The 14,600-nt window shown below is 70.3% G+C and carries 6 protein-coding genes; 2 read left to right on the forward strand and 4 right to left on the reverse strand.

The features are described from left to right. Positions 1–11 precede the first annotated feature (11 nt). The 3 genes from RIU97_RS10700 to RIU97_RS10710 form a co-directional block, all read right to left on the reverse strand. The gene (locus RIU97_RS10700) at positions 12–7,541 is read right to left on the reverse strand and encodes an SDR family NAD(P)-dependent oxidoreductase (protein WP_404955592.1); all 7,530 of its coding nucleotides are present in this window, start codon (positions 7,539–7,541) and stop codon (positions 12–14) included. Positions 7,542–8,393: 852 nt separating this feature from the next. Further along, a complete protein-coding gene (locus tag RIU97_RS10705; protein ID WP_404955594.1) occupies positions 8,394–9,572 on the reverse strand; it encodes a M6 family metalloprotease domain-containing protein in 1,179 nt (392 codons plus the stop codon). A gap of 63 nt (positions 9,573–9,635) precedes the next feature. Next, positions 9,636–10,901, reverse strand: a complete 1,266-nt coding sequence (locus RIU97_RS10710; RefSeq protein ID WP_404955596.1) for an alpha/beta fold hydrolase — start codon at positions 10,899–10,901, stop codon at positions 9,636–9,638. A 209-nt stretch (positions 10,902–11,110) separates the two neighbouring features. Here RIU97_RS10710 and RIU97_RS10715 point away from each other — a divergent pair, with 209 nt between their 5' ends. Next, positions 11,111–12,865, forward strand: coding sequence for an ABC transporter substrate-binding protein (locus tag RIU97_RS10715; RefSeq protein ID WP_404955598.1), 1,755 nt, complete (start codon positions 11,111–11,113; stop codon positions 12,863–12,865). Here the strand turns inward: RIU97_RS10715 and RIU97_RS10720 are convergent. After that, positions 12,820–13,308, reverse strand: a complete 489-nt coding sequence (locus RIU97_RS10720) for a hypothetical protein (protein WP_404955600.1) — start codon at positions 13,306–13,308, stop codon at positions 12,820–12,822. The genes RIU97_RS10715 and RIU97_RS10720 overlap by 46 nt on opposite strands. Before the next feature lie 81 nt (positions 13,309–13,389). Here RIU97_RS10720 and RIU97_RS10725 point away from each other — a divergent pair, with 81 nt between their 5' ends. Further along, on the forward strand, positions 13,390–14,379 hold the full coding sequence (locus RIU97_RS10725) for a LysR family transcriptional regulator (protein WP_404955601.1): 990 nt from the start codon (positions 13,390–13,392) through the stop codon (positions 14,377–14,379). The last annotated feature ends 221 nt before the right edge of the window (positions 14,380–14,600 follow it).

Below are 14,600 nucleotides of genomic sequence, written 5' to 3' on the forward strand. Positions count from 1 at the left end.
CCGGGGGGAGTTCAGTTGCCGGTGTGGGTGCGGTTGCCCAGGCGGGCCAGGACACGGAGTGCGAGGTCGGTCAGATGGCCGGCCCCGGTCAGCTCCACCACGGGCAGGTCGCATCCGATGCTCGTGCTGATCGCGCTGGACAGCTCAACGGCCATCAGAGAGTCGACGCCGAGCAGGTCCAGCCGACGGGAGCGGTCGATGTGCTCGGGGGTCGTCTGCAGGACGACGGCCAGGAGTTCGGCGAGCTTGTCTTCAACCAACCGCACGGTCTCGGCGGCGCTGGTGGCGGCCAGCGTGTCCCGCCACTGATCCGCGGTGTCACTGTCGCGCCGGCCCTTGAGGAGGCTGGCCGTGCGGGGGGCGGTCAGGGTGGGCATCACGTGTTGCTGGAGCCTGTCCCAGTCGAAGAAGCCGACGGCCGCGGTGGCGGCGTCGGGGTGGCTCAGCAGCTCGTCCAGGCGGGTGAGGGCGTCGGCGGCGGTGAGATGGCCGAGGCCGATCGCCGTCATCTCCTCGGAGCGGCCGGTGCGGTGTACGTATCCGGTGTCGGTGATGGCTCCCCACTGGACAGCGAGGGCGGGAAGACCTGCGTTTCGGCGGTCCCGGACCAATCCCTCCAGGACGAGGTTGCCCGCGACGTAGGCCGCCTGCCCGATGTTGCCCGCCAGGGCGGCAGCCGAGCTGTAGACGACGAAGAAGTCCAGTGAGCGCTCGCGGGTGAGGGTGTCCAGGAGCAGGCCGCCGGTCATCTTGGGTGCGAGGACGGCGCGCAGGCGGTCGTCGCTCAGCTCGGCCAGGGGTGCGTCATCGAGGACCATGGCGGCGTGGATGATGCCCGCCAGTCGGCGCCCGGAGGTGTCGACGTCGTCCAGCAACCGGTGCAGTGCGGCTTCGTCACTGATGTCCGCCGCATGGACGGTCGTGTGGGTGCCGCAGCCGCGCAGGTGGGCGAGGAGCGGGGCGGCTTCCGGTGCGTTCTCGCCGCGGCGGCTGATCAGGGTGAGATGGCGCGCGCCCCGGGCCGCCAGGTGGCGTGCGGTCGCGGCGCCGAATCCGCTGAGGCCGCCGGTGACGAGATAGGTGGCGTCAGGGTCCAGTACCGGCCGGTCGGCGGGGCGGTGTACGGGTACTTCAGTGTCGAAGGTGACCACGATCTTGCCGGTGTGCCGGGAGTGCTGGAGGTTGGTAAACGCCTCGTCGATGCGGTGGGCGGGGTAGCTGCGGTAGGGCAGCGCCGTGTAATCGCCTTCGTGTACGGCCTTGGTGAGAGTGCTCAGGTGCTGGTCCATCAGCGGCGAGGGCCCACTCATCATGGGGGAGAGATCAACCCCGAAGAAGGTCAGGTTGTGCAGGAAGGGGGCCAGTGGCAGCGAACTGTCTAGGAGGAAGTCGCGCTTGCCGAGTTCGAGGAACCTGCCGTGGGGCTTGAGCAGGCCCACACTGCGCACCAGGGCTTCCCCGGCGAGCGAGTTCAGGACCACGTCGACTCCCGCTCCGCCGGTGAGGTCCTTGACCTGCTCGGCGAAGTCGAGTCGGCGTGAGTCCAGCACGTGTTCGACGCCCAGCAGACGCAGCAGGTCCCGCTTGGCCGGTGTGCCGGCGGTCGCGATGACCTGGGCTCCGGCGCGGCGCGCGTACTGCAGGGCGGCCAGCCCCACCCCGCCGGCAGCTCCATGCACCAGGAGCGTCTCGCCGGGAGCCAGGCGGGCCAAGTGGTTCAGGCTGTGGTGCACCGTGGCGAACGCCACGGGCAGGGTGCTGGCAGCGGCGAAACTCAACTCCGTCGGCATCGGCATGACGCGGTCGGCACGTGCGAGCGCATGCGTACCGAAACACCCTCGCGCCAACCCCGCCACCCGGTCTCCGACGGCAACGTGGGTGACGCCCGGTCCCACGGCGCTGACCACTCCGGCGCATTCGAGGCCGACGTCGGCGGTGTGCGGCATCCGGCTGGAGGGTACGGCCGGGACGCGGCCTGTGGCGATCATGATGTCGCGATAGTTCAGGGCGGCCGCAGCGACGGCGATCACGATCTCGCCGGCGTGGGGTGTGGGCACCTCGGCGGGCCGCCAGGCCAGCCGGTAATGAAGGCCGGGGTCATTTAGGGTGAGGGTGTAGCTGCTGGAACCGCTCCCGGTCACCGGCGGGGACAGGGGGCGCACAACGGTGGCGAACCGGCCGGCGGGGGTGAGCAGTACCTCGTCTTCCTCCGGCCGGGCCAGCAACTCCGTCACCACGCGTTCAGCGAGCTCCTCGTGCTGCCCTTCATCGCGCGCACCCGTGAGGGCGATCCTGCGGACCGTCAGTTCTGGGTGCTCGTTCGCCAGAGTGCGCGCTCCTCCCCACGCACCGCCATACTCCGCCGCAGGTGGCGCGGACACGTTGGTCTGGGAATTGGTGGCGATCAGCCACACGGTCAGGTCACGGGTGTCGGTGCGCTGCTTGCAGGCGGCACTGAGGGCTCGGAAGACCGCCAGGTGGCGTACCGCTGCGTCGGTCGCTTCGGCCGGTGACGCGGCGGTGCCTTCCTCAGTGAAAAGGACCAGGTCGGTCGGTGGCTGCTCCGGGCACAGCAGACCCTGCCACGACGCGGTGGTGTCGTCGAGAGACGTCGTCTGGACGGCAGCGGCGGCTACGCGGTCGCGCAGGGCGGCCACCACCGAGCTCTGGGCCGGGCTCGGGTCCTCCCGCTGGCCGGGCAAGGCACCTACGAGCCACCGGCGGGCGGGGACCGCTTCGATGCGGGGCGCTGTGGCGGGGACGTGGGAGCGAGGACGCCGGGCAGTAAGGAGGACGGAGTGGTCGCTCAGCGCGAACGAGGTGGGGTCTCCCGTCTGGGCGGTGCCGGTGAACCCGCACTCGTGCAGGAAGTCCTTCCACCGGTCGTGTGCCAGCAGCGGCCCGTCGGGCCGCAGGCCACGATCGGTCGCTGACCAGAATGTGTCCAGCAGCCCGAAGACCGGTGCGAGAGCTTCGTGACTGTGGCTCTCCACTGCCAGCAGGTGTCCACCGTCGGCCAGCAGATCCGCAACTCGGCGCAGCGTGGCAGCAAGGTCGGTCGTGGCGTGCAGGACGTTGGAGGCCACCACGAGGTCGAAGGAGGAAGGGGTGAATCCCTGTTCTACGGGGTCTGATTCGAGGTCCAGGACCCGGTAGTCGACGAAGTCGTACGCGGCGAAGCGGTTCTTGGCCTGCGGGAAGAAGGCGGAGGAGATGTCGGTGAACGTGTAGTGGGCACGCTCGCGCGGCAGGTGAGGCAGCATGGCGGCCGTGGTGGCGCCGGTGCCTGCGCCGACTTCCAGGATGCGCAGGGGGCGGTCCTTGGGCCAGCGAGCGATGGCGCTCGCCACCAGCGTCGCTGCGAGCCGGCCGTGGTAGGCCAGGATGGGCGCGCCGTCGTAGAAACGGTTGGCCATGGAATCCGCATCGGAAAACAGCAGTTCGAGAGGGTCGCTCTGCCCTCGCAGAACGCGCGCGAGGTGCTGTCCGCATGCCCCGTAGGCCAGCGACGTCGCGGCCTCACCGGGAAAGTCACCGAGCAGGGCTGCGAACAGCGGCTCCGGGGTGGGCTTCACCACCAGGCGCCAGCGGCCCGGTCCCTCACCTCGCAGCACCCCGTGCTCGGTGGCCGTGCCCAGGAGGGTACGCAGGAGCTGGGTGTACTTGACGTCCACGCCAGTGGCGATGAGCGCCTCCACCGTTACGGTCTGGGCGTCGGGAAGCAGTTCGCGTACGGCGGCGCCGGCGAAGTGTCCGGTCATCTCCATGACCCTCGTGCGGAACTGGTCGTAGGGACTCGCAGTCCACGCTTCGGTGAGCGTGGCCATCTCCTGTGCACAGGTGGCGAAGACGTCCGCCGGCGCGGGCAAAGGCGCCGGTCGTGCGGTCTCTCCCGCAAGGGGGGCGGCGCGCAGGACTTCGGTCAGTTGCTGGGGCCGGGTCCTGCCGCCCGCCTCGAAGCGGCGCAGATGACAGCCCAGCAGTTCCAGGGCGACCGTTCCGTCGAGGTCGCTGACGGTGATGTCCCAGACGGCTTCCTGCGTGGTCACCAGCCGGGCCCGCACGTGAACAAGCCCCCTTTCAGGCATCGGGCGCCAGCAGCGCACCGTCTCGATTCCAGAGGGCAGATAGGGGCACGAGTCGTCGCTGACGGCGGCGAGCAGGGGCATACCCGCCTGCAAGGCACCGTCGAGAACAGTCGGGTGGGCTTGGTGGCCCGGGGCCGCCTCCATCATCGCCGCGTACTCCGCGAGAATCTCCCCCGCTCCGGTATGCAAGGCGGTCAACGGCCGGAAAGCGGGGCCGTAGGGCAGACCGGCGCGTGCACAGGCGGCGTAGTGCTCCTGGGGGGACAGCAGGCCAGTCAACCGGGAGCGGATGTCGCCGAGGTCGAGGGCTTGCGGCTGGGCGCGCAGCAGACGCCGCACGCGTCCGCGTGCGTGTTCGCTCCAGTCCTGGTGCTCGCCGCTGCGGCTGCTCACTGCGAAGGCACCATCAGCGCCCAGGCTTGTTGAAAGATGAACGTCCATGTCCGGGTCGTCGAACGGCAGCGTCAGGGCCCTGTCGAAGGTCAGGCCGGTGATCTCGGCGGGTGCTTCGAACATCTCGAAGCCGGCGGCCAGTGCCATGTCGGTGTAGGCCGCCGCCGGCCACACGACAGCTCCTTGGACGGTGTGGTCCACCATCCACGCCAGGGCATCCGGATTGATCTGCTGTCGCCATACGGGGGCTGCGACCGGTTGGCGAGTTCCCAGGAGAGGCTGTCGCAGCGGAGTGGAGGGCTGCTGCCCGGACTCTTCGAGCCACCAGTCCGAGTGGCCGTTCCAGTGCCGTTCGCGCTGCCACGGGTAGGCCGGCAGATCCGTCACCGCTCCCCGCTGCGGGAAGAAGACCTTCCAGTCGACCTGCGCACCGACGGCCAGCAGACGGGTGAGTGCCGCATCGAGGGCTGCCGGGCCCGGCTGGATGCGAGACAGCGTCGCAATGACGGCGACGGTCTGCGCGTTGTTCGCCGCCACACGACGCAGATATCCGCTGAGCACGGGGTGCGGGCCCACTTCCACCAGCACGTCGCACTGCAGCTCTTCGTCGACCAGCACGCCGACGGCTTCAGCGAAGCGGACCGGCTCGCGCACATTGCGCCACCAATACGCCGCATCCAGCTCCGTGCCCTCCACCGAGCGCCCCTTCACGGTGGAGATCAGCGGGATACGGCACTTGTCCGGACGCAGGTCGGCCAGCGCCTCGGCCAGCGGCTCCTGGATCCTGTCCATCGCGGGGGTGTGGAAGGCGTAGTTCAGGCCCAGGTCACGGAAGAAGACGCCCTCGGCATCCAGTTGGGCGCCGAGCGCTTCCAACGCATGTGCCTCGCCCGCGATCGTCACATCCTGATCCGAGTTGACGGCGGCTACCACCAAGCGCTCGGCGTACCCGTTGTCGGCAAGCAGCTTCCGCGCCGCCTCCGCGTCGAGACCTACCGCCGCCATCCGGCCCGCGCCCGCCGTCGCCGCCTGGGCGCGGCTTCGTTCGGCAACCACCCGGCACGCCTGCGATCGAGTCAGCGCTCCCGCGCAATAGGCTGCCGCGACCTCGCCCACGCTATGTCCCATGGCCGCGACCGGCTCGATCCCGCGCGCGGCGAGCGCTGCCACCACACCAGCCTGCACGGCGAACAGCAGGGGCTGCGTCACCTCGGTCCGCTCCCAGCGGCCGGGATCCGCCGACGTCGCAAGCTCCGCCTGCACCGACCAGCCCAGCAAAGGCGCCAACTCGCGATCCACCGCCGCCACCTCGGCAGCGAAGACCGCGTCCCCGCCCAGCAACTCGGCTCCCATTCCCACCCACTGGGCACCGTTTCCGTTGAAGACGAACGCCACGCGACCACGCACGACCGCTTCCTCCACGGCGACTGCCGCAGCCGGGCTGCTCGAATCGACAGAGCGCAACGCGGCCGCCGCCTCGAGGGCGCCTTCGGCGAGTACGGCGATGCGCTGCTCCCGCCCAGCCCTACGGCGGCTGGCGGTGAACGCGTCATCGTAGAAACGCCGGCCGGCGCCCTCGGCGTGCTTCTGCGCCTGGTCTTCGAAGTGAGCGGCCCACTCATGCGCGGCGTCCCGAAGCGCCCGAGAGGTGCGGGCGGAGACCACCACCGGCAGACGGGTGCCCTGCCCGACCACCTTCCGGCCCGGCGACTGGGCTGGGGCGGGGGGAGCGGCCAAGACGACATGGGCGTTGGCGCCGCCGAAGCCGAAGGAGTTGACCCCCACGACACCCCTACCGGCTTCCGGCAGCGGCCGCGCTTCCACGACCGGTTCCAGCCCCAGAGCGGCGAAATCGATCGCGGGGTTCTGCGGCACTCCGTGCAGCGTCGGCGGAATCCTGCCCTCCCGCAGCACCAGCAGCCCCTTCAGCAGGCCCGCCACCCCAGCGGCGGACTCCATGTGTCCGATGTTGGACTTCACGGATCCCACCAGCAGGGGACCGCCGGTACGGCCGGCGCCCAGTGCCCGCCCCAGGGCCTCGCACTCGACCGGGTCGCCCGCTTGAGTCCCCGTGCCGTGCGCCTCCACATACGCCACATCACTCGGCCTGATTCCGGCGCTCCCATACACGCGCTCCAGCAACGCCGCCTGTGAACGGGCACTGGGCAATGCCAGACCAGCAGTCCGGCCATCAGCATTGATGCCGCTCGCGAGGATCAACGCATGCACCCGGTCCCCGTCCGCCAGCGCGGCGGACAACGGCTTCAGGAGCAGCACCCCCGCGCCTTCCGAGCGCACGTACCCGTCCGCCGACGCCGAGAACGGCCGGCACCGCCCTGTCGGCGACAGCATCGAGGCGGCTGAGAACCCCGCGAAACCTGCGGGGCTCAGCAGGACGTTCACTCCGCCGGCGATCGCCAGCGGGCTTCGGCCCGTGCGCAGCGCCTCGCACGCCTGGTGCACCGCGGTCAGAGCCGAAGAGCAGGCGGTATCCACCGCGTTCGAGGGCCCCTGGAAGTCAAAGACGTACGAGAGGCGGTTGGCGGTATTGCAGGCTGCCGAACCCCCCATGGTGTAGGGGTTGTACGAGCGCAGCCGCCGCGCCTGCAGATCTGAATAGTCGTGCGAGGAGACCCCGATCACCACGGCTGTGTCACTGCCGGCCAGCGTGGCCGGATCGATCGCGGCGTCGTCGAACGCCTCGACCGCGCACTCCAGCAGGAGCCGCTGCTGAGGATCGATACGGGTGGCCTCCTTGGGAGCGATACCGAAGTAGCCGGCGTCGAACGACCCCACATCATCGAGGAACCCGCCCGCGGCCGTGTAGGACTTGCCCGCCCGCCCGGCGCCGGCCGCGACGAAGGCCCCGGTGTCGAACCGGTCAGCGGGCACCTCCCCCACCAGATCCCGTTCCCCTTCAAGGGCTGCCCACAGACCGTCCAAGGTACGAATCCGACCAGGAAGGCGCAGGCCGACGCCCACCACAGCCACCGCATCTCCGGGCAGACCCCCGGACACCGAGCCTGGAAGCGGCTCGGCAGCTTGAATTTCCACAGTCATGGCATGGCTCCAGAGGAAAGCAGCAACGGACTGATCGCCCCGAAAGCAAGCAGGGGGCCGCCCGTATAACGGCCCACAGCCGCACAAGTCGCGCTTGATCGACGATCTTGTGCGTCCCATCTGCCTGGTCAGCTGCGAAGGACCGTTTCGCGCAGCAGGCCTGTGGCCGCGGGACGCACGTCCGCTTCCGCCTCCTCGCCCCGCTGCACGACGCCTCCTCGGCCTTCGTCCGGGCCCATGTCACCGGCAGCGAGGGGCGCCGCGCGTCCAACGACTGGACCCGCACACACCTTCGGCCCTGCGCGAGAGAGGCGAAGAACATGACGGCCCCGCCAACGACGTTGGCGGGAGCCGCAGGTGGCGGTGCCGTCGTCCCGTGTGGTGGCGCTGCACAAGGCGGCGCCGTTGGTAGCGGTGAAGCGGACGGTGGCCTGCGGGCGGGGCTTGCCGTCGCTGGTGTGAGGGTCGCGGCGCGTCGGCGCAAGGTGAGCGGCTGGAGGGCGAGGAGGGCGTTGGAGGCGGGCAGGCGGGTTTCGATGGAGGACACAGCAGGGGTCCCCTAGACCGCCAACAACAGAGAAAGCCGCCTCCCGTACCGGGCTGTAGCCCTGGTACGGGAGGCGGCTTTCTGGTGCTGACGATTCATCAGGAAATCCGTCGGGCGTGCGTCAAACGTGCGTCACGAGCGTCAAACCAGCGTCAAGATATCGCCCTTAACGCGCACAGCGCACATCATGCACACTGCCCTAAACCGCAGGTCAGACGCCCTTTGCGGTCGGTTCAAGGATCGCGACGCACTCGACATGATGGGTCATCGGGAATCAGATGGATGGCGGCCGGCCCGAACCGGAGTCACTCCTTGCTCAGCCGCACCGTGTCTCCCGTCCGTCCGCCCGCGAGGACATCGATGCGCACGCCGGTCGCGGGGTCGGTGAAGCTCTGTCCGGGTGCGTACGCGGCCAGGTCCAGCGGGGTGCAGCCGGTGGGCGGGGTCGTGGTCGGGTTCGCGTTCATGATCCGCACCGGGCCCTCGCCGGTCGGCGCGGCGGAGTCGACCTTGTACACGAGGACGCCGGTGGAGCAGGCGGCCGCGTCGTTGCCCTGGGCACGGCGGGATTCCGCCACGTATGCCGTCGTCCCACCGGTCCGCAGCACGGCGATCTTGGTTCCACCGGACTGTTCCACCGGGGTCAGCCGTACCGTTCGGCGACCGGACGCGGGCAGGCAGGCGACCTGGTCGTAGCGGGTCCATCCGAGCTTCCAGGAGTGCCAGCCGAGGTACTGCGGGGCGTGGCCGGCGATGTTGCCCATGACGTCCCAGCCGCCCACGTACCGGTGGGTGTCGCCGGTGAACGAGTACAGGTCGGGCAGCCCGAAGGTATGGGCGGTCTCGTGGGCCACCACCTTGTGGCCCCAGCGCCACATGTCCTGTCCGAAGGTGACGGCCCACTTGACGCGGGTGCCGTCGGCGGTGATGCCGGGCGCCGCCGGGTCGTACAGGTAGGTCGGTGAGAAGGGGATGGCGGTCGCCGTCCTGGTGGGGACGACGTAGACCATGTCGTAGCGGGAGAAGTCCGTGTATGGGTCGGCGGCCGTGATCGCGTCGCGGAGGTACGTCTCGTGGGACTCGAACGTGATGCCGCGGGCGAATCCATAGGAGGTGGACTCGGCGGGCATCCGGATCCAGCGGTGCAGTGGGGTGTTGTCCAGTCGCAGACGACCGTGGCTCGCGCGGCCCATCCAGTCGGCTGCCGGGGCGAGGTGAGCGGCGTACGGCTCGGTGGAGTCGGTGGCCGGGGCATCGGGGAAGTCCACGTACAGCGTCAGGACGCGGCGGGTTCCGGTGGCGGGCTGGAACTGGGTCCGGTCGGTGTCGTGGCCCTCGTCCGTCCAGCCGGTCCGGCCGGGGAGGGCGCAGCCGGCCGCGGGGGGCGGCGAGCCGGGGGCCGCTGCCGCGGTGGGGGCGGACAGGCAGGAGATGAGTGCGACGGCCGCGACGAGCGGCCGCAGGTGGTGGAGCGGGGTGGTCATGTCTCTCCCGTCGGAGGCAGGTTGAGGGGTTACGAGGGCGGGCGGGCGGGGGCTGCGGGGGTCCTATGCGCGACCCGCGGCCAGGTCCATCAGGCGGGACAGCACGCGGCCGCCGGAGGCGGTGACGCCGTCGTGCTCCCATTCGTTGGTGACCCATACCCGGGTGGCGCCGACCTCGCGCACGGTGCACAGGGAAAGCCCGGCGTCCACGTACATGTCGTCGTGGTAGACCAGTGCGGCGAGCGGGACCCGGTTGGCAGCGAGGCGGGGAGGGTCGTACAGCGGTGGCCAGTCGGGGCGTTCGGCGAGCAGATCGACGGCGTCGGCGAAGGGGCGCAGGCCCTTGATCTCGCGGAACATCCAGGGGTAGATCATTTCTCCGGTGAGCAGGAGGGGGTCGGCGTCCTCGGCGAACTCGGGGAACGCCGCCGCGGCCCTGGACGCCGCCCAGCCGGTCGGCCCCGCGCCCTGGCCGTACAGGGTCTCCTGCATGACGGTGAAGAGCGGGTTGTCGGTGAATCCGGTCAGTGTCATCACTTGGTGCAGGAACGTGTCGGTCGGCTTCGCTTCCTCGTCGAGGGATTCGTCGAGAAGCCAGTGGATCCGCTCGAAGCCGTCGCCCATGCCGAGGGCGAGGCCGAGCGTGCGCAGGCGGTGGGGGGTGAGCCGGTCTCCGTCGGGCAGGCGCACATCGGTGGCAGCCAGAAAGCGGGCGATCTCGCGCAGCCGGGCGGCGTCGTCCGGGTAGCGGGCGTAGAAGTCGAGGACGCGGTCCCGCACCCGGGGGTAGGTGCGGGCGTAGACGTCGTCGGCGGTGGCCGAGAGGCCGGGCAGGCCGCCGGTCACGTAGCACGCCCGCAGACCTTCGGGAGCCTGGGAGAGATACGTGAGGGTGATGAAGCCGCCGTAGCTCTGGCCGAGGGTCTCCCAGGGCTCGTCGCCGCACAGCTGCCGGCGGATCAGTTCGGCGTCCGCGACGATCGAGTCGGCGCGGAAGTGGCCCAGATGGTCGGCCAACCGGGCCGGCGAGGCGAAGCGGGAGGCCGCCCGGGCGGTGACGGGGGTGGAGCGACCTGTGCCGCGCTGATCGAGGAGGAGGACCCGGTGGGTCTTGAGGGCCTGGCGCAGCCAGCCAGGTGAACCGGCCGACGGTCTGGGCGACTTGCCGCCGGGCCCGCCCTGCAGATAGAGCAGCCACGGTAGTTGCCGACCTACTTCGCGCGCATCGGCGACCTCCCGGGCGAAGATCTGGATGGTCGGACCGTGCGGGACCGCGTGGTCCAGGGGAACGGTGAAGACGTGGTCGACGGTCGCGTACGCAGGGTTCATGGGTCCCTTTCGCGGCCGCATGGCCGCACAGTGACTTGTGGCATTGCGCGACAGCATGGCGCGGCCAACGGTGGCCGTGGAGACCCCACTTACCCATAACTCCGCGCTATGGAGGCGCGACAATTGTGGGTGTCATTTCACATAACTATGTTATCGGTCACATTCCAGCGCCTTCCCGGGCTGCCCGACCGTTCACGGAGTGACCACTGATGAACAAGCGCACTCTCCACGCCGTCGCCGCCGCCCTGGCGGCGACCGTCACACTCGGCATGGCCGGCTGTTCCAACGGCGGCCCCTCCGGCAGCAGTCAGCAGGACAAGGACTCGAAGAACCCCGCACGCGCCAACGCGGGGGCCACGGTCGGCGGCACTCCGCAGAAGGGCGGCACGCTGACGGTCCTGTCCAACCAGGACTTCACCCACCTCGACCCGGCCCGCAACTGGGTCATCGGCGACATGGACTTCGGCACCCGGCTGCTCTACCGCACGCTGGTGACATACAAGGCGGAACCGGGCGCGAAGGGCGGGGAGCTGGTGCCCGACCTCGCCGAGGACCTCGGAGTCTCCTCCAACGGCGCCAAGACCTGGACGTTCAAGCTCAAGAAGGGCCTCACGTACGAGGACGGCACCCCGATCACCGCCCAGGACGTCAAGTACAACGTGGAGCGGTCCTTCTCCCCCGACCTGCCCGGCGGCCCGGACTACGCCGCCCGCTACCTGGCCGGCGCCGAGGGCTACCGGGGCCCCGCCCAGGGGCAGCACCTCGACTCGGTCAAGACCCCCGACGACCACACGATCGTCTTCGAACTCCGCAAGCCCTTCGCGGAGTTCCCCAACGCCACCGTCCTGCCCACCTTCGCCCCGGTGCCCAGGGCCCAGGACAAGGGCCCCCAGTACGACAGCCGCCCGTTCTCCTCGGGCCCCTACAAGATCGAGTCGTACGACCGGGACAAGCGGCTGGTGCTGGTCCGCAACCCCCACTGGGACCCGGCGACGGACGCCGTGCGCAAGGCGTACCCGGACAAGCTGGCCGTGGTGATGGGGCTGAGGGCCAACCAGATCGACGACCGGCTCATCGCCTCGGAGGGGGTGGACGCCTCTGCCGTCTCCTGGGGCAAACTGCGCCCGGAGAGCACCCCCAAGGTGCTCACCAAGGCCGACGTCAGGGCGCGGCTGCTGGCCGAGTCCACCAACTGCACGGAGATGGTGCAGATGCACACGGGCCGCGCCCCCTTCGACGACGTCAAGGTCCGCCAGGCCGTGCAGTACGCCCTGGACCGCGAGGCGGTGCTGACCGCCTCGGGCGGCCCGGCCCTCAACGACCCCGCCACCGCGCTCATGCCCGGCTCGCTCTTCGGCGGCAAGCAGCCCGACACGCTGGGGATCCCGGCCACGGGCGACGTGGAGAGGGCGAAGCAGCTCCTGAAGGAAGCCGGCAAGCCGGACGGGATCACCACCCGTATCACCGTCTCCAGCGGGGACAAGGGGGTCGCCGAGGCGATACAGCACTCCCTGGGCCGGGCGGGGATCAAGGTCACCATCGACGCCGTCGACCCGTCGGCCTTCTACGACACCATCGGCGACAGCAAGAGCCGCACCGACCTCGTCTACACCGGCTGGTGCCCCGACTACCCCTCCGGCTCGACCTTCCTGCCCTTCCTCTTCGACGGCCGCTACATCAAGGAGAAGGGGAACTCCGGCAATCACTCGCTCTTCCGCGACGAGGCGACGATGCAGCGGATGGACGAGATCGCCGGCATGACCGACGCCGCGCAGGCCGACTCGGCGTGGCGGCAGCTGGACGGGGAGATCCTCGCCAAGGCCCCGACGGCGCCCGCCGTCATCGAGCGCATGCCGCTGCTGCTCGGCACCAACATCGCCGGCGCCTTCGGCCACACGTCCTTCGGCGGCCAGCTCGACTACGCCACGATCGGGCTCAAGGACCCGGCGAAGAGCGGCAACTGACCCCACCCCGCGCAGCGCCCCGGCTCCTCGGTGTGGAGCCGACTTCGTGATGCGTACGGTCTCGCCGTAGCCGTCAGCAGCGAGCACGTCGATCCGTACCCCGGCCGCCGCATCGGTGATCCACTCGCCGGCCCAGGACGGGCGTCGTCCAGCGGGCGGCAGCCGCAGGCGGGTGCGGCGGCCGGCTTGGCGTCCATCACCCTGACCGGCCCCTGTCCGGTCCGCACGGAGGCGTCGACCCGGTAGATGGGTGCGCCGGTCGAACAGGAGCCCGCGTCCGCCTGGATCCCGCGCCTGGACTTGACGACGTACGCGGACGTGGGGCCGGTGCGGACCACCGCCATCTTGGTGCCGCCGCCGTACTCGACCGCCGTGAGGTACAGGGTGTCGCTGCCCTTCGAGGCCCGGCACACGACCTGGCCGTGGACACGCAACCTCCACATGAATGGTGTGTGACATTTCACATAGTCTGGCGAGATCCCATTCCTGTCCGAAAGCTCTCGCCGCTCCATAACATGCGCGGCATGGAACTGGAGGTACGGCACCTGCGGGTTGTGTGCGCGATCGCCGAGGCCGGCAGCCTCACCCGGGCCGCCGCCGCGCTGTCCATGACCCAGCCGGGCCTCAGCACGCAGTTGCGCCGTATCGAATCGATGCTGGGCGGTGCCCTCTTCGTCCGGCAGCGGGCCGGAGCCACACCCACGGCCTTCGGTGAGCTGGTGCTGGCCCGGGCCCACGCCGTCCTGCCGGGCATCGACGCGCTCCTCGCCGACACCGCGCGCGCGGCGCGCCACTTGGCGTCCCCGAACCACGTCCGCATAGGATCGGTCGGCGCACCGCTGCTCGGCCATCTCATCCTGGCGGTAAGGGAGTTGCTGCCCGCGACCGAGGTGATGTCACGGTGCCACTACTCCCCCGTCACACTCCTGGACGACCTCGCCGCCGGCCGCCTGGAGGCGGCGGTCCTTGGCGACCACCCCGAGCAGGTCCTGCCGCCGCGCGACGGGGTGGTCCTCACCCCGCTGGTCACCGAACCGGTCTTCGCCCTGCTGCCCGCGGCCCACCCGCTGGCCGGCCAGGAGGCCGTGTCCCTGACCGAACTCGCCGATCACGACTGGGCGATGCCCCGGCCCGATGGCGACCGCACCCGCGAGTACTGGTCCTCGGTGTGCGCGCTGACCGGCCGCCGCCCCGCCGCCCCGCACGAGGCCGAGGGGCGCCAGCTGATCGAACTCGTCCGCGCGGGCCTGGCCGTCAGCCTCTGCCAAGCCACCTTCTCGGAGACCCCCGGCGTCGCCGTCCGCCCCCTCGCGGGAAACCCGCTCTGGTACCGCCACGTCATGGCCTGGCACCGTGACGGCCCGCTGGCCTCCCACGGCGACGACATCCTGCGAACAGTGGCGGCCGGATACCTGGACACGTGTGCCGCCAGCCCGGTCTACGCGGACTGGCGCCGCCGACACCCGGGCGCGGCCCAACTCCCGCAGACCCGACCCCGGTACGCCGATCCTTAGCAGGCGGGACGGACCGCCGCGGACAAGGCGGCCACGACCCGGTCCTATGCCGCGAGCCGGCCTGCTGACTTGGTCGCAAGAGTACGCCCGTTCTACCGGCACCAGCAGAACGGTGCAGTGAACTGCAAGGGCCTGAGGTCGGACCAGGTCTGGGCGAGTGGCTGCCGCGGGGTCCGGGATGGTGGTGCGGTGGCCGCGTCGGCGGGGCGGAACGCGGAAAC

It is taken from the genome of Streptomyces sp. 147326, from assembly GCF_045000215.1.
Lineage (GTDB): Bacteria > Actinomycetota > Actinomycetes > Streptomycetales > Streptomycetaceae > Streptomyces.

Coding starts and splice junctions, on each gene's coding strand:
- RIU97_RS10700 (WP_404955592.1), bottom strand. CDS start 7,541: ATGACTGTGGAAATTCAAGCTGCCGAGCCGCTTCCAGGCTCGGTGTCC.
- RIU97_RS10725 (WP_404955601.1), top strand. CDS start 13,390: ATGGAACTGGAGGTACGGCACCTGCGGGTTGTGTGCGCGATCGCCGAG.
- RIU97_RS10720 (WP_404955600.1), bottom strand. CDS start 13,308: ATGTGGAGGTTGCGTGTCCACGGCCAGGTCGTGTGCCGGGCCTCGAAG.
- RIU97_RS10710 (WP_404955596.1), bottom strand. CDS start 10,901: ATGAACCCTGCGTACGCGACCGTCGACCACGTCTTCACCGTTCCCCTG.
- RIU97_RS10705 (WP_404955594.1), bottom strand. CDS start 9,572: ATGACCACCCCGCTCCACCACCTGCGGCCGCTCGTCGCGGCCGTCGCA.
- RIU97_RS10715 (WP_404955598.1), top strand. CDS start 11,111: ATGAACAAGCGCACTCTCCACGCCGTCGCCGCCGCCCTGGCGGCGACC.